This is a genomic window from Sphingomonas sp. R86520 (assembly GCF_042466285.1).
GTDB lineage: Bacteria > Pseudomonadota > Alphaproteobacteria > Sphingomonadales > Sphingomonadaceae > Sphingomonas.
Genome location: NZ_JAXHBZ010000001.1, coordinates 1,134,041 through 1,150,406, shown reverse-complemented (window position 1 = coordinate 1,150,406; position 16,366 = coordinate 1,134,041). Strand labels below are relative to the sequence as shown.

Sequence of the window (16,366 nt, the reverse complement as noted above, 5' to 3'; positions counted from 1 at the left end):
TTTTCCGACAACGACCGTCCATTGCGAAGCAACCGAGTCCCTGACGCCCTGTTCAAAGCGACGCAGCGAGTTTCACGCAGTTTCGTCCGCCCGTTTTGGCCGCGTAGAGCATCGTGTCCGCGCTCTCTAGCCAAGTGGCTACCGAGCTGACGAGCGGCGACAGTTCCGAAACGCCAAAGCTGGCGGTAACCTGGCGCGTTCCGCCATCCGGCAAGGGCATCGAACAGTCGGCGATCGCCTGTCGAAGCCGTTCGGCGACCTCGACGGCTTCGCGTCCGCTCGTCTCGGGCAATAGCAGGGCGAATTCCTCCCCACCCAGCCGGCCGAACACGTCGCTGGGCCGCAAGACGACCTCGGCGATGCTCGCGATCTTGTGGAGTACCTGATCGCCGACCCCGTGCCCGTGCGTATCGTTGACCGACTTGAAATGGTCGATGTCGAGCATCACCAAGGCGCTCGGACGGCCGTAGCGGCGTGCGCGTGCGATCTCGCGCTCCGCCTGTTCGATGAACCCGCGCCGCGTCAGCGCACCGGTCAGGTGGTCGACGCGGGCGATCAGTCGCAATTCCAGTTCATCGCACACGATGTTGGCGAAATTGCTCAGGATCGACACGTCTGCGGGGCTGAACCGGCGAGCCCGGGTGTCCATCGCGCAGAGCGCACCCACATTATAGCCTTCGGGCGTACGCAACGGGATACCCGCGTAGCTGCGGACGTACGGCGGGCCTGCGACCAGGGGACTGTCGGCGAACCGTGCGTCGCACAGCGCATCCTCGATGATTAGCGGTTCGCGTTGCGCGATCGTGTGGGTGCAGAACGATATGGCGCGAGGTGTTTCGGTACGGCTCAGGCCGCGTTGCGCCTTGAACCACTGCCGGTCGCGATCGACCAACGTCACCGTCGCGATCGGTACGGCGAGGACCGTACGGACCAGCGTCACGATCTTCTCGAACGGTTCCTCGATCGCGGTGTCGAGAACCTCGAGACGGCGCAGTGCGGCGAGCCGTGCATCGTCGTCATGCAGTCGGGCGTCATCCACAATAGGGCTCCTTCATCATCGCGCGGATCGCGATGGTCAAGTCGTCGGCATAGCTGTCGACCAGCGTCCGAACGCTGGCGGCGACCATGTCCTCGTCAACGCCCGCCGCGCGCAAGCTTTCGATCAGTGCCGACAGGTGCGCCTGATGGCGTAGCACGCTGTCCAGCAACTGGGCCGGGATCTCAAGCGGTTCCGGTGACGTTGGAGTAGGATGCAGTTGATCGATACGCACGGGCGGTCTTCCTGAATACGGCAACCGCATGTTACGGCGCAATGGTTAACAGGTCGCGTATTCTGCGGTCGAATGACCCTGGTTCGGAGCCGGTGCGCTTTTATCGCGCGCCGCTGCATGGGTGACCCGAGCCGCAGATTATTGCGCATCCGAACTGGCTTCGATCAAGAACCTCGGGGGGCACGATGACGATTCTACGTAGTCCCGCGCAGTCGCGCCCAACGAGATGGTCGGAAAAACCGGGCGGATACGGCGTGATCTTTTTATTGTTGCTGCGACCCGAGTTTATGAAAAGCTGAAACGGCGTGCGCCGAAACTCATAACCGAATCGGCCAGAATTTGAAACTTGATGTATATTTAGCGTTGAATTATCGTAATTTATCAACGGGACTTTGATCGCGTTCATCGTGGATCGCTGATCCGGAGCCGGTGACGATCGTACGGCAGTCTCGCTTCGGGAGGTTGGCGGATGTTGGAAGCAGGTCATGTGACGGTCAACGGTCGGGGGGAGCTTACCGGCGTCGATGCGGCGTTTTGCGACATACTGAAGTCGCAGCCCCACAAGGTGCGCGGCAAACTCGTGCTCGATGTCACCGCGCCGGCCGACCGGACGGAATGCGCGGCCGCAATCGCCAAACTGATAGCGACCGGTACGCCTTTCAGCATCGTCAAACGATTCCTGTGCGACGACGGATCGCTCGTCTGGGTAAGAAACACCGTGTCGCTGATGGCGGGCGGCAATGATCCAGGCGCGATCGTTGCGACGATAGAGCCCGTCATCACGCATGATGGCGGGCGTGATCCGGCGCTCCTGCTCGAAACCGCGAGGTTCCTCGTTGCTGGCAGGCGAGACCGGGCGACGATCTGCGATCCGTCGCTTTTTTCGGAACCCGGATGGGATGCCATTCTCGCAGCCTATGTGGCCGAGGCAGAAGGCCGCGCAGTCGATGCGACCGGCTTGGCTGAGGCGCTAGGGTATCCCCATGCCGTCGTAACCCGGTGGGTCAGGGCGCTCGAACAGCACGGCGTACTCGAACTAGAGACTCGAAATCCGACGCTGGACCGCGAGAAGGCCTTTCGGTTGACGGCGGACACACACAGGAAACTGGAAACGTATCTAGCTCAGATCGTCGTCAACGCACCGCGTATGACCGGAGCGCACGATCCGGCAGAATAGGTACGTTCGAAACCGTGCCGGCCTTGATCGCCGGCACGTTGGGCTGACGTTGGTCATGACGCCTTTCAACGGCGCCTTGGCTTGAGACGGCATTGCCGGGGGTTTGCGCATTTCCTGGTGAGCGTTGTGGAGGTTTGCATGGGACTCTACCGGCCGACGATAGAACTGCTCGAAGAGGCGCTGCGCCAGATGGATATGATGGGCGAGCACTTGGCGGCGGCACATATCGCGCAAGCCATCGATCTGTTGAAGGAAAAGGCAAAGCGCGCCTGAAAACGCGGCCGATGGTCGCAGTACGGGTAGGCGGTGGGCGTATGCGCGAAACCAGTGGAATCGGAGGGGCGGGGTCCTTCACTACCGTGACCGACCCCGCCCGAAAAGTTTACGCCTTCAGGCCCTTGGCCATGTTCAGGTGTGCGGTCACGATCGGTACCAGTCCGGTAGCGAACGTCTTCAGGGCCGGAACGTCGCCGGTCGCCGCATAACCCTTCAACGTGTCGAGCGTCTGCTGATGCCCGGCGGTCTGTTCGGCGATAAAGGTGCGGTCGAAATCGGCACCCGTCTTTGCCTTCAGCGCGTCCAGCTTCTGCTGCTGTTCGGCATTGAGCGCAGGATCGGGCACGAGGGCAGGGCTGAGGCCCGACGCCGTCGCCTTCAGCTTCGCGGTCGACGCGGTATGGGCGTCGATCATCATCTGCGCGTATTTCTTGACGGCACTTGAGGACGAGGCGGTCAAGGCCGCCTGCGACGTCGCAATCTCGAACGCATCGCTGGCAGCCGCCATGTTGGCGAACGCCTGACCGGGCGCATCCGCAGCGGTCGCCGTCGCATCGTTGGCGACCGTCGTGTCGGTTGCCACCGTCGCGTTGGTGTCCGCAGTCTCGGTCTTCGAACCGCACGCGGACAGCGCGAGCGTGGCAGCGGCCAGCGGCAACAGGCTTTTCATCGAAAGCATTGGTGGTCTCCTTTAATCCATGAACCGGTGTTCCGAACGTACGGTTGCGCGGCGACGTTCCACTATTGTCGGGAGCTTACTGCGTTGCCTCTCGTTGAGCGCGATGACGGCCGTCGGGGCCGATAACCACAAGGAGCCAACGCGATGAGCATCTTCGGCAACATCATGAGCAAGATCTTTCACCACGGCGCGACGACGCAGGCCGCGGCGCCGGCCCCTGCGCCTGCAACGTCGAGCGCCGCACCTCCAGCCCCTGCACAGGTGGCCCCGGCCGCCGCACCGGTACAGGCAGCCGCACCCCAGTCCGTCGACGTCGGTGCAGTGCTGTCGGAAATGGCGGCGATGAAGGATGGCGGCGGAAACTACCAGACGTCGATCGTCAACCTGCTTAAGCTGCTCGATCTCGACTCCAGCCTGGCCGCACGCAAGGAACTGGGAACGGAATTGAACGTCCATTCGGGCGCGGATGGAAGTGCCGAACAGAACGTCGCACTTCACAAGGCGGTGATGGCCAAGCTCGCCGAGAACGGTGGCGTCGTGCCGGACAGCTTGCGGAACTGACGTCGCTAGGCCGTGGTGGGTAACGCCAACGAATATCGTTGCGTGCCCGACCACGGTCGATGGCGGATCGGTCGATGCTCCCGGGAGGGGCGCGACACCGACGAGCTCGCCTCTTCCGAAATATCGCCGATACCACCGCGCCGCTGGTACAGATGGCATTTACCTACGGCGCGTGATCGGGCCTAACGCGCTTACCCGCCGTGCCGACGCGGCCTAATGCACCTCAGGCCGTCGAGCTATCACGCGGCAAGGCTCGCCCGCTTAGCAAGATACGCATCTACGGCCGCGGTGAGAATTGCCCCGCCGTGTAGACCGAGCTTGGTCCGGCGCCAGAGGATGTCTTCCGCAGTCCGCGCCCATTCCTCATCGATGAGATAATCGATTTCCCGGGTGGAAAGGCCGTGCCCGATATCGTCGAGGTCCGTGGCGTCGCCAAGGACGCGATCGATACGCGTGCCATAGGCGTGCGCCAGTCGCTCCGCGTTGATCGCGTCGAGGAACGGCCAGCGCGCGCGGACACTTTTCAGGAACGTCGCGAAATCGCTGTTCGGCAGGTCGCCGCCGGGGAGGGAAACGCCGGCAGTCCAGGGCTTCGCCATCGCGGGCAGGAACGGCGCCAAATCGGCCAGTGCATGTTCCGCGAGCCGGCGATAGGTAGTGATCTTGCCACCGAACGCGGACAGGATCTGCGGCGCGGCGTCCGTGCCCAGTCTCAGGACATAGTCGCGCGTCACTTCGGAGGCGTTCTCGTTGCCGTCGTCGAACAAGGGCCGGACACCGGAATAGCTGCCGACGACGTCGTCCGCGCCGATCTGCCGCGTGAAGTAGCGGTTGACGCTGTCGCACAGATACGCGGTTTCGTCCGGGTCGATGGTCGGATGCGACGGATCGCCCTCATACGGCTTGTCGGTCGTGCCGATCAGGGTGAAATCGTCTTCATAGGGTATCGCGAAGACGATCCGCTTGTCCGGGTTCTGCAGGATATACGCGTGCTCGCCTTCGAACAGTTTGGCGACGATGATGTGGCTGCCCTTGACGAGGCGGGGCGGGCGTTCGGCATGCGCCTGCGGCATTTCCGCGAGCACCTTGCTGACCCAGGGGCCGGACGTGTTGACGATCGCGCGTGCGCGCACCGTGCTGCCGTCGCCCAGCGTCGCGGTCCAGAGGTCGCTGTCGCGCCGTGCACCCTCGAAGCTGGTATGCGTGCGGATGTCGGCACCGCGCTCGGCCGCGTCCAGCGCGTTCAGGACGACCAGCCGCGCATCGTCGACCCAGCCGTCCGAATAGACGAAACCGTGCCGTATCGGTTTCAGCCCGGCGCCCCATTTCGTCTTGTCGAGGCGCACGCCCTTCGATTTCGGCAACCGGGTCCGACCGCCGATGTGATCGTACAGGAACAGGCCAAGCCGGATCAGCCACGCCGGCCGCATGCCCGCGGCCAGCGGCATGACGAACCGCATCGGCCGGATCAGGTGCGGGGCCACGTCGATCAGCTTTTCCCGTTCGGCGAGCGCCTCCCGGACCAGTCGGAACTCGTAATATTCGAGGTAGCGCAGACCGCCGTGGATCAGCTTCGTACTCGACGACGAGGTGTGAGAGGCGAGGTCGTCGCGTTCCACCAGCATCACGCTCAGTCCGCGGCCCGCGGCATCGCGGGCGATGCCCGTGCCGTTCACGCCGCCGCCAATGACGAGAAGGTCGACGGTTGCCGCGTGGTGGTCCGTGACGCCGGTCATGCCTTCGATCCCGAGCGGGTACGGCCGACGGCCTCCTGCCAACCCTCCATAAGAGCAGCGCGCTGTGCGTCCTTCATCGCCGGTCGGAACGTCCGATCCTCTTTCCAGGCAGCGGCGATGTCGTCCGGACCGTTCCAGATCCCCACCGCCATCCCCGCGAGGAACGCCGCGCCGGCGGCGGTCGTCTCGATATTGGCCGGGCGTACGACGTCGGTGTCCAGCATGTCGGCGAGGAACTGGCAGAACCAGTCGTTTGCGGCCATCCCTCCATCGACCCGGATCTGCCGTGCGTCACGAGCGCCATCGGCGACCATCGCATTCATCAGGTCGGCGGTCTGGTAGGCGACGGACTCGAGGGCCGCGCGGGCGATATGCGAACCGGTGGCGGCAAAGGTCAGCCCGGTGATGCTGGCGCGGGCGTCCGGGTCCCAGTGCGGCGCGCCGAGGCCGACGAACGCCGGCACCATGTAGACGCCGTCGTTGCCGTCGAGCTTGGTCGCCATGTCATCCGTATCGGCCGCGCGGTTGATCAGGCCGAGGCCGTCGCGAAGCCACTTCACCGCGGCCCCTGCGACGAAGATAGAGCCCTCGAGCGCGTAGGTGATCTTTCCGTCGAGTTGATAGGCGATCGTCGTGAGCATGCCGTTCTTGCTCGTCACCGCGTCCTCGCCGGTGTTGAGCAGTACGAAGCATCCCGTACCATAGGTCGATTTCGCGTCGCCACGCTGGAAACAGGCCTGGCCGACGACGGCGGCCTGCTGGTCGCCTGCCATGCCGCCGATCGGCACTGGCTTGCCAAGCAGGTCCGCCGTCGTCTCGCCGAAGATCGTGCTGTTGTCCTTCACCTCCGGCAACAGGCTGACGGGAATGTCGAGCATCCGCAGCATGTCGTCGTCCCACGCACCTTTGTGGATGTCGAACAGTAACGTGCGCGATGCGTTGCTGGCATCGGTGGCGTGAACCTTCCCGCCGGTCAGACGCCACAGCAGGAAACTGTCGATCGTCCCGAACGCGAGTTCGCCGCGCTCGGCACGCTCACGGACGCCGGCGACTTCGTCCAGGATCCATTTCAGCTTGGTACCCGAGAAATACGGATCCAGGATCAACCCGGTACGCGCGCGGACGAGCGGTTCGTTGCCGTCCGCCTTCAGTTGCGCGCACAGCTTCGCGGTGCGGCGATCCTGCCATACGATCGCATTATGGACGGGCTTGCCGGTCTTGCGATCCCATACCACCACCGTCTCGCGCTGGTTGGTGATGCCGATCGCCGCGATCTTGCCGCCATCGGCTTCCGCAGCGTCCTTGAGCGTGTCGACCGTATCGCGCCAGATGTCCTCCGGGTCGTGCTCGACCCAGCCCGACTGCGGATAATGCTGCGCGAATTCGCGGCGCACGGCGTGGCGCGGCACACCGTCCGTGCCGAAGGTCATGCTTCGGGTCGAGGTCGTGCCCTGGTCGATCGCCAGAATGATCGTATCGGTCAAGCGTCACGCTCCTCGTTCAGTTCGGCACGCGTCATTGCGGGCCGGCCACGGGCTTGTCCCGCGGCAGGAAAGGGCGGATCAGCAGATGCTGTGCACCGCCGCCGATCACGGCGCCGATCAGCGGACCCGCGATCGGTGCCCACCAATAATTGCCGACGCCCGGAAAGGCGGATGAGTCCCATCCCATTAGCCACGCGAAGCTGCGCGGACCGAGGTCGCGCGCCGGGTTTATCGCCCAGGCCTCCAGATACCCCATCGACGCGCCGATCACGGCGACCAGCAGGCCGATCACGATAGCGCCGAAATTCGCTTGCGGGGCCATCGTATTGAACTCGTCGGTGATCGCGAAGATCCCGAATATCAGGATGGCGGTCAGAATGATTTCGTCGACGAACCCCTTCATCGTCGTCACCGCGACCCCCGGCGCGGTGAAGAACACGCCCGCCGCGCCGCCACCCGCTCGCGTCAGATGCTGGGTCGCGTTGAAATGGTCGATGACGTTGTAATACAGCGCGTACACGATCGCGGCACCGAGGAACGCGCCGACCAGTTGCGCGCACCAATAGGGTATCACCTTGCGCCAGGGAAAGCCGCGATACAGCGCCAGTGCGAGCGTCACGCCGGGGTTTGCGTGGGTGCCCGATACGGCGCCCGTGACGTAGATCGAGATGGAGACCGCCATCCCCCAGGTCATGCAGACGCCCCAATAGGCGGTCTTGTACGGGCTGGGATCATACAGCGTGTACATGGCGGCGACCGACAGGCCGAACGTCATCACGATCAGGATGGCAATCGCTTCGGAGATCAGTTCGCCGAGGAAGGCCTTGGATTGCGGTTTCATCTGCCTATCCTCGCGCCGGGGCCGTCACGGCTGGGCATGGGTTAGCATGCGGCTCGGCGCGCGTCTCGCGGTTCGATCGCATCCTCGGCACGCCTCGGTGCGCGAAAGGGATCACCGAGGCAGGGCAAGGATCGCCTGCACTCAACGCCGGGCAGGGGCGGCGGATAGGGCGCTGGCGATCGCGTCGCGCATCGGTTTCGCGGCAAATCGGTCGTCGTAAGGGCAGGGGCGACGTCGAGCGCCGTCCGCGCGAGGCTCGAACCCCTCGATCCAGCTGTAGCGGTCCGTCATTCCCCAGGCGACGATGTCGCGGACCGATGGGTAGTCGAGCATGACGTCGAGATATCCGCGGGTGTAGGCCGCGACCGCCGTATCGCGTGCGACCACGTCGCCGGGCAGACCGTTGTCGCGCACGTCTAGTTCGGTAATTACCAAGGCAAAACCCATCGCGGTCACGGTATCGAGAAACCGGCGCCAGTCGCCCTCGAGCGCCCGGACGGCCCCCTGCGCATCGACCCCTTGGGTCACGATGTGCGACTGCACGCCCAGCGCATCGACGGGTACGCCGCGGGTCCGAAACCCTTCGAGCAGCTTCAACACCCCGGCGCGGTGGTTCGCGTTCCCCGGTTCCCAGCTCATATAATCATTGTAGACGAGCTGCGCATGCGGGGCCGCGACCTTTGCGGTCCGGAAGGCGAGGTCGATCGTCGGCTCGGGACCACCCAGGGCTCGCGACAGCGCAGTCTGGTACAAACTCCCGTCCGCCGGGTTCACGGCCTCGTTGACGACATCGTAGCTGCGAATGCGCGTGCCGTATCGCTGGCAGACCGTCGTGACGTGTTCGACAAGCAACCGTTCGGCCTCGCGGGCCGGTCGTGCACCGAAGTCGTACGCTTCTTCCCAGCGTGGCATCCATTTCGGCTGATGCCAGAGCAGGTTGTGGCCCCGTACCGGCAGGGCGTTGGCGTCCGCCCAGGCCATCATCGCGTCGAACCGACGAAAATCGAAGCTGGTAGGACCAGGCCGGATCGACTGCCACTTCATCTCGTTCTCACCTACCAGCAGACCGCATTCGCGGCGCAACAGGTCGGCATAGGCGGGGTTGGCGAACGACCCACGATCGGCACCGGGCTCGCCCCATGCGAAACAGGACCCGAAACGCATTCCCTTGGCGGCGGCCAGCGATTGAAGGCTGACGAAGCCGGACGGTGTCGACCGAGACCCGAGGGGGCCGGCAGCGGCGGTGCTGGTCGTCGCCGTCGCGGTACCGACATTCGCGGTCTGGCACCCGGTTACTGCAAGCCCGGCGAGCATCGCCAGCCCATCACGTCGCGTGATTTCCACCTAACATCCTCTGCCCCGAGACTATTCTCTTTGAGCGAGCATCGTGCGCGAGGTCGACGCTGTCAATCGGACGCGGCAGCGTCCTGGCCTTGCGACCTCACCCCGGACCCATGCTGGAACATCAGTCGCGGCCGAACTCCAACTGAGATTGCGCGGCGGGTAATTTTGCCTGCAGCGACAGCGCGCGGGTCTTTCGCCACGCCAGCGACTGACGGTTCAGTGCGTCGAGATCGGCCTCCCCGGCGAGGACGGCCTCGGCTATAGCGATCGCCCGGTCGAGACAACGCCGATCCGCGCACGCATATGCCGGGCGGCCTTGAATATGGTCGTACCAGACGCCCGCGCAGGCGTGGTCGAGGAAGATGCGCTGGAAGCAATGATCCGCGCGCACCGGCCAACTCCGCCCGATTGCCGCTTCCGGTAGCGCCTCGCGGGTCAGTTCAAGCCAACACGATTCTGCGGCCTTACGGCTCTCGATCTCCATCGAGTTCGAACGAACGGTACGAAGAAAAGTCGCGGTCGCGGGCAAGCCGTTCCAGGCATTCGTTGGAAAGGCAGGATCGTCACGCAGTAACTCCGGACGTGCCCGGCGACGTGCATGACGAGCCTGACCCAGAATATCGGCTATGGGATACGGACATCCCATAGCCGATCGCGCCTAGAACTTGACGTTCGTGCTCACGAAAAACGCGCGGCCATAAGGATCGTAAGTCGACGGATACGTGTTCGCCTGTTCCTGGTTGTCGCCGAGGATCGGAGGCTGCTTGTTGAAGACGTTGTTGACGCCGACCGACCAGGTGAAGCCAGGCTTGACCTCGAACGCCGTGCTCAGGTCGAAATAATGATACGCCTTGATGTGATCGACCGAATAGCCGCCGGTATCGTCATCGACCGGGGACAGATAGCGGTAGAGCAATGAGACGGTGACGGGACCGGTCGAATAGGTCGTCCGTCCCGACAGGCGCCATTTCGCGTACGGGTTGCCGCAGGTCGTGCCGAACTTGCCGGCGCAATCGATCTTGAGGTCCGGGATGGCGGCGACCGGGTTGTAGTCGAACGCGATAAGACGGGTGCCGCTGAACCGGAAGTCCAGCTTGCTGGTGCTGCTGCCGAAGGCGCCGAAGCCGAGCGGCAAGGCATAGCGTGCCTCGAAATCGACGCCGCGGGTGGTGACGCCGCCGGTGTTGGCCAACGTGTTGGCGGCATTGGTGATCGTGTAGCTGTTGGCGTCGCGCGGCAGCGACGCGCAATAGCTGGTGTTGTACGGCGTGTAACCATTACCGTCGTCGCCGTAACATGCGCGGATCAGGTTCGTCGTTCCGACCGTCGAGATGTAGTTCGCGATCTTGATCTTGTAATAGTCCGCGGTGAACGAGAAGCCGGGAAGGACACGCGGCTGCAGGACGATGCCGGCGGTGTATGTGTCCGAGGTTTCCTCGCGAAGCGCGGGGTTGCCGCCGTTGATCGTCTGGATCTGCGTGCTGCCACCGTCATACGCGGTGCCGATCGCGCTGGCCGGAACGCCGGTTGCCAGGCAGCTCGCGTTGAGGTTGGTATTCGTCAGCGCGACTGCCGTCGTGCAGGGATCGGTCGCCGACGGGAAGTCCTGCGTCGAGCCGCTATACAGATCAGACACGGTCGGCGCCCGGACGGCGCGCGAATACTGGCCTCGGAACGAGATGTCGTCGATCAGCGACCAGACCACACCACCCGAATAGGTGTTCACCGACTTCGCCGCGGTCGAGTAATAGGAATAGCGATACGCGCCATTCACTTCGAGGCGCTTGATCAATGGGATATCTGCCAGCAGCGGGACCGCGACCTCGGTATACGCTTCCTTGACGTCGTAGCCGCCGCTCAGACCTTCGCCCGCGTTGAAGCCGACGACGTCGCCCGACGACAGCGAGAAGTCCGGGTTGTAGCTGCCGTGCTCGCGGCGATATTCGGTGCCGAAGACGATCCCGACCGGGCCTGCGCCGAGATCGAACAGGTTGCGGTTCGAGATCGACGCGCTGGCGACCTGTTCGCTGATCGTGCTCGTGTTCTGCACCGGGATGGTGATGAACGCGGCGGCGGCCGAACTGATGTTGCCGGCGCCGAAGATGTTGAGGGGAACGCACCCATTGCTCGGGTCCGAGCAGACGAGGTTGCCACTGGAGTCATAGGTCGTGCGCAGGGCCTGGAGCACGCGGCTGTTCGATACGTTGCCGCTCTGCGTCTCGATCGATTTGGTGCGCGAATAGCTGTAATAGGCGTCGTAGTTCCAACCGCCGCCAAGGTCGCCATTGGCACCGAGGACCGCGCGATACGCGGTGTTGTCGAGGCTGGAGACGCGGTCGCCGACTTCGGTCAGGCGGCGATAGATCGTCGAGGTGACATAACCGTCGCCATCGGTATCCAGGCCCTTCAGCAACGCCTGCGACCCAGCCGAAAGGAACGACGAGTCCGCGTCGAGCGAGACCGAGCCAGTGTACGGCGTCGGCGCCAGCTCGTTCTTCACGCGGTTGTTGATGAACTGGCCTTCGGCATAGACGTTCAGCGCCGGGCTGACCTCATAATGCGTCTGCGCGCTCATCAGGAAACGCTGCTGCGGGACCTGGAGATAATTGTATGGCGCGTAGTTATACGCGTCAGTCGCCGAATTATACGGCGTGTAGCTGCCGTCAGTCTCGAACTTGCGTCCAACGCCGCCGATCGCGAAACGGGTACCTTCGATCGAGCCGGAACCCCCCGCGATGAGGCCACCCGAGCCGTCGTCGACCAGCGCCTGCTTCGAGTAATCGCGCGCGGACTGAAGGATGCCGTCGCGTTTGGTGTAATCGAAATAGATCGTCGCATTGCCGCGGCCGTCTTCGAAATTGCCGCCGAGCAACAGATTGCCGTTGAAGTTCGCACCATCGCCCGCCTCGTTGATGCGGTAATCGGCGTTCGCTTCTACGCCACTGAAATCCTTCTTCATCACGAAGTTGACGACGCCGGCGATCGCATCCGACCCGTACACGGCTGAGCGGCCGCCGGTGACGATGTCGACCCGCTCGATCAGCGCGGCCGGAATGGTATTGAGGTCGACGACCTGGTTGGCGTCATAGGCGACGTAGCGGCGGTTGTTGACCAGCACGAGCGTGCGGGTTGACCCGAGCCCGCGGAGATCTGCGGTGGCGACGCCGCCGCCGGGATTGTTCGACGCGCCGGTGGTGCTCGGGATGAGTTGCGGCAGGTCCTTCAGCACGTTCTCGACGTTGATCTGGCCCGACAGCGCGATCTCCTTCGCGCTCACGACCGAGATGGGCGAGGCCTGCTTCAGGCTGTCGCCGCCGAGGCGCGAGCCCGTCACGACGATGGTGTCGCCGTCCGCGGGTGCCGCCGGGTCGGTTTGTGCCTCCGCGGGTGTCGCCGTCGCCGGTACAGGAGTCTCGGCCGTCTGGGCGAAAACCGGGGTGGTGAACCCAAGCAGAAGCGTAGACGCCAGAAGGCGTTTGCGAAAGTCGAGACGCATGTCGATACTCCCTGAACCACAATCTCGTATATTGCGGTGATTTGGTGCGATTACGGTTGGTTCCGTCGCCTTGGTCTGCGGCCGTAATCGGGGATCGACAATGCTTAATCAGCCATCAAAATGTCATCATCTGAAGGTGTTGTACCGTTGGCACGGTTTGCGACACAGCGTTGCTATGTCACGACTTTGTGTGACGCGGGGTAACGGCCGCGAAACACGCGACGTGCGATCGGTGTGGGCGTGGCGATGACTCCGTCGATCGAGCGCCGCGTCACTGGAACGTCGCTCCACTCGCCATGGCCTTGCTCGGGCTGAGGCCCTGCTGTTCGAGGAACTGGTTGAGCCCGGCGACCAGATCCTGCGCCGCGCCGCTGGTCAGCGCGATCCGCCCGACGACCACGCGCTCGACCGATGGCGGCTGGCGCGCATGGTCGCAGCGGGCACTTTCAAGTGTCAGCACGATGACCCCGTTGAGGTTCGCGAACCCCGCAAGCCCGGTGGCGAAGACCTCCGGCGCGAAGGGATTGTCGATCAGCGCGGGCAGGTTCGACGACGGCATCGGTTCCGACGCCGGAACGCCCTTGATGGCAACACGCATGATGCTTCTCCTTGCAATAGGCGGGCGCACAAGCCCTGGTGGCAAGCAGCCTGTCTGACGCGTTCCAATGTCCCGATGATTTCTCCGGCAACGTGGCGGCGTCACATCACACCGCAGGGGGATGCGCGGTCGCGTGATGTTGCACGACTGTCGCCGGGCCTGACACGTTGGAACATCCGAAGGAAACATCCGCCGTCGATGCGCCCGGTTCACCCCGGAGACGCATGCATGATTTTCGATTTGGGCGCTGGTTCCGTGGCTTGGGCCATCGCAGGAACCCTGGCCACGGCATCCGGCACGACGCCACCGCAGGCCAGTCCGGTGCCCGGCAAACCGTCCTCGTCCGCCGGAACCCCGGCGTTGGACGTCCCCGCCCGCACGATCAAGACCTTGCGCGTCGAGGGGGCGCAACGGATCGAACCCGAGACCGTGATGAGCTACACCAGGCTTCGGATCGGCGCACCGTACACCGCCGAGACGCTCGACCAGGCTTTGAAGGATCTGCAAGCCAGCGACCTGTTCGCGGATTACGCGATCGCCGGCGTCGCGGATGGCAACATCGTGCTGCGCGTTCGCGAGAACCCGATCATCAACCGGGTGATCATCGAAGGCAACAAGGCGCTGAAGAGCGACAAGATCACCAAGGAGATCAAGCTCGCACCGCGCCAGATCTTCACGCGCACCGCGGTCCGCCAGGACATCGGCCGGATCATCGAACTGTATCGGCGGCAAGGTCGGTTCGCGGCGGTGATCGATCCGAAGATGGTCAATCTCGACCAGAACCGCGTCGACGTCGTGTTCGAGGTCAGCGAAGGCCCGAAGTCGAAGGTTCGGCAGATTAATATCCTCGGCAACGCGGTCTTCTCTGACGCACAGATCCGCGCGCAGATGGCCACCAAGCAGGCGCGGGTAAGCCGGCTGCTCTCGTCGGCGACGAGTTACGACCAGGATCGCCTGAGCTACGACCAGCAGAAGCTGCGGCAATTCTACCTGACGCAGGGCTATGCCGATTTCCGCGTCACCTCCGCTGTCGCCGAACTGACGCCCGACAAGAAGGACTTCATCATCACCTATGTGGTGGAGGAAGGAAAACGGTATAAATTCGGCGACGTCGGCGTCGACAGCCAGATCCGCGACTTCGACAGTAAGAAGCTCGCCGCCACGTTGCAGCTGAAGAAGGGCGACTGGTACAATGCGAAGCTCGTCGAAGATTCGGTCGACAACCTCAGCCAGACCGCGGGGCTGTTCGGCTATGCCTTCACAGAGGTGAATCCGGAGTTCCAGAAGGATCCGGACACGCTGACGATGGGCGTGACCTTCAACATCGCCGAAGCCAAGCGCACCTATGTCGAGCGCGTCGAGATCAACGGCAACACGCAGACCAAGGACAAGGTCGTCCGCCGCGAGATCCGCCTCGCCGAGGGCGACGCGTTCAATAGCTTCCAAGTCAAGCGCTCGGAGGACCGGATCAATTCGCTCGGCTATTTTCAGGACAAGATGGCGATCAAGCAGACCCCCGGATCGGCACCCGACCGCGTCGTGCTGGAGACCAATCTGGAAGAGAAATCGAGCGGGGAGCTGCAGCTGTCGGCAGGCTATTCGAGCCTCGAGAGTTTCATCGCATCGGCGAACATCACCCAGCACAATTTCCGCGGCATGGGCCAGGAACTGCGCGCGGGTGTCAGTTACTCGGCCTATTCGAAATCGGTCAATCTGGGCTTCACCGAGCCGTATCTGTTCGATACGAACGTGGCGCTGGGCGGCGATCTGTTCCGCCGCGACTACAGTTCGTACAGCACCACCGGCGACAGCAACGACACCACCTACGAGCAGGTGTCGACCGGCTTCCAGATTCGCGCGGCGGTGCCGCTCACCGAATATTGGTCCGCCACCGCACGCTACGGGCTATCCTACGATCAGGTCACGCTCGACGCTGCCACCTATTACACCAACGGCGTCTGCGATCCCGCCATCGCCGGCACGTATCTGTGCGACGCGGTCGGCAATCGCTGGACCTCGTCGATCGGCTATTCGCTGGTGTTCGACAACACCAACAGTCGCATCCGGCCGAGCAAGGGCAGCACGTTCAGCGTCAGCCAGGATTTTGCCGGCCTCGGCGGTGACACCAAATACATCCGCAGTACTGCGAACTACACCAAGTACATGGACCTCGGCTCCAGCTTCATCCTGTCCGCGCATGCCGAGGGTGGCTATATCAAGGGGCTGGGCCAGGACGTCCGGCTGACCGATCGCTTCTATCTCGGCGATCCGCAGATGCGCGGCTTCGACATTCGCGGGGTCGGCCCACGGGTGACGCGCACCTATTACGATACGACGACCGTCCCGGCGACGCTGTCGAGCAGCAGTACCTCGAACACGCAGACTGCGCTGGGCGGAACCGCCTATTATCAGGCGCGCCTCGAACTCGAACTGCCGATGGGTGCCGGTGCGCGTGAACTCGGCCTGCGTCCGTCGATCTACATGGATGTCGGCGCGGTGTTCGGCGGCAAGACGCCGACCCTCACCGACACCTGCGCCGTCGCCAACACGGCGTCCACCGCGTGCGTCGCGGGCACGCGCCAATATACCGATACCTCGGGTAACCTCCTGTACCTGGACTCGGCCGGCGCCAGCACGACCACCAATACCGGCACGCCGTACACCTATGCGCTCGGTACTTATAAGGAGACCTACTCCGGCAACACGGCGAGCCCGCGCCTGTCGGTCGGCATCGGCGTCAACTGGACCTCGCCGTTCGGACCGCTCCGGATCGATCTCGCCAAGGCGTTGCTGAAAGCGCCCGGCGACGACAGCAAGCTCGTCACGTTCAACATCGGCGGACAATTCTGAATCGTGAACGCTTCGTAACATTCGGACATTCCGCAGACACGCCGATGCGCCAA

General features: G+C 63.6%; 14 protein-coding genes. 4 read left to right on the top strand and 10 right to left on the bottom strand.

Annotated features, from left to right (window positions below):
* Positions 1-52: 52 nt before the first annotated feature.
* Positions 53-1,039 carry a diguanylate cyclase gene (locus tag SJY41_RS05365; protein WP_380779711.1) on the bottom strand — a complete coding sequence of 329 codons (987 nt, stop codon included), beginning with the start codon at positions 1,037-1,039 and terminating at the stop codon, positions 53-55.
* A complete protein-coding gene (locus SJY41_RS05360; protein WP_380779709.1) occupies positions 1,032-1,271 on the bottom strand; it encodes a hypothetical protein in 240 nt (79 codons plus the stop codon). Before SJY41_RS05360 ends, SJY41_RS05365 begins: the two co-directional genes overlap by 8 nt.
* Positions 1,272-1,740: 469 nt before the next feature.
* Between SJY41_RS05360 and SJY41_RS05355 the strand changes: the two genes are divergently transcribed.
* Positions 1,741-2,448 (top strand): PAS domain-containing protein, encoded by a 708-nt coding sequence (locus tag SJY41_RS05355; RefSeq protein WP_380779707.1) that lies wholly within the window; start codon positions 1,741-1,743, stop codon positions 2,446-2,448.
* Positions 2,449-2,586: 138 nt separating this feature from the next.
* Positions 2,587-2,721 carry a hypothetical protein gene (locus SJY41_RS05350; RefSeq protein WP_380779705.1) on the top strand — a complete coding sequence of 45 codons (135 nt, stop codon included), beginning with the start codon at positions 2,587-2,589 and terminating at the stop codon, positions 2,719-2,721.
* 109 nt (positions 2,722-2,830) lie between these two features.
* Here SJY41_RS05350 and SJY41_RS05345 read toward each other — a convergent pair whose 3' ends face one another.
* The gene (locus SJY41_RS05345; RefSeq protein WP_380779703.1) at positions 2,831-3,403 is read right to left on the bottom strand and encodes a DUF4142 domain-containing protein; all 573 of its coding nucleotides are present in this window, start codon (positions 3,401-3,403) and stop codon (positions 2,831-2,833) included.
* Positions 3,404-3,547: 144 nt separating this feature from the next.
* Between SJY41_RS05345 and SJY41_RS05340 the strand changes: the two genes are divergently transcribed.
* Positions 3,548-3,964: a DUF3597 family protein gene (locus SJY41_RS05340; RefSeq protein ID WP_380779701.1), complete on the top strand. Its 417-nt coding sequence runs from the start codon at positions 3,548-3,550 to the stop codon at positions 3,962-3,964.
* 239 nt (positions 3,965-4,203) lie between these two features.
* Here the strand turns inward: SJY41_RS05340 and glpD are convergent, their stop codons facing one another.
* The 7 genes from glpD to SJY41_RS05305 form a co-directional block, all read right to left on the bottom strand.
* On the bottom strand, positions 4,204-5,700 hold the full coding sequence (glpD, locus tag SJY41_RS05335; protein ID WP_380779700.1) for a glycerol-3-phosphate dehydrogenase: 1,497 nt from the start codon (positions 5,698-5,700) through the stop codon (positions 4,204-4,206).
* Positions 5,697-7,184, bottom strand: coding sequence for a glycerol kinase GlpK (gene glpK, locus SJY41_RS05330; RefSeq protein ID WP_380779698.1), 1,488 nt, complete (start codon positions 7,182-7,184; stop codon positions 5,697-5,699). Before glpK ends, glpD begins: the two co-directional genes overlap by 4 nt.
* 31 nt (positions 7,185-7,215) lie before the next feature.
* Positions 7,216-8,025: an MIP/aquaporin family protein gene (locus SJY41_RS05325; protein ID WP_380779696.1), complete on the bottom strand. Its 810-nt coding sequence runs from the start codon at positions 8,023-8,025 to the stop codon at positions 7,216-7,218.
* Between the two features lie 141 nt (positions 8,026-8,166).
* Positions 8,167-9,369 (bottom strand): endo-1,4-beta-xylanase, encoded by a 1,203-nt coding sequence (locus SJY41_RS05320; RefSeq protein ID WP_380779694.1) that lies wholly within the window; start codon positions 9,367-9,369, stop codon positions 8,167-8,169.
* A gap of 121 nt (positions 9,370-9,490) precedes the next feature.
* Entirely contained in the window at positions 9,491-9,853 is a 363-nt protein-coding gene (locus SJY41_RS05315; RefSeq protein WP_380779692.1) for a GCN5-related N-acetyltransferase, read from the bottom strand.
* Positions 9,854-10,027: 174 nt separating this feature from the next.
* Positions 10,028-12,865, bottom strand: a complete 2,838-nt coding sequence (locus SJY41_RS05310; RefSeq protein WP_380779691.1) for a TonB-dependent receptor — start codon at positions 12,863-12,865, stop codon at positions 10,028-10,030.
* A gap of 271 nt (positions 12,866-13,136) precedes the next feature.
* Complete coding sequence (locus SJY41_RS05305) at positions 13,137-13,463, bottom strand: hypothetical protein (RefSeq protein ID WP_380779689.1); 327 nt, start codon at positions 13,461-13,463, stop codon at positions 13,137-13,139.
* 228 nt (positions 13,464-13,691) lie between these two features.
* Here SJY41_RS05305 and bamA point away from each other — a divergent pair, with 228 nt between their 5' ends.
* Positions 13,692-16,313 (top strand): outer membrane protein assembly factor BamA, encoded by a 2,622-nt coding sequence (gene bamA, locus SJY41_RS05300; RefSeq protein WP_380779687.1) that lies wholly within the window; start codon positions 13,692-13,694, stop codon positions 16,311-16,313.
* Positions 16,314-16,366 lie beyond the last annotated feature (53 nt).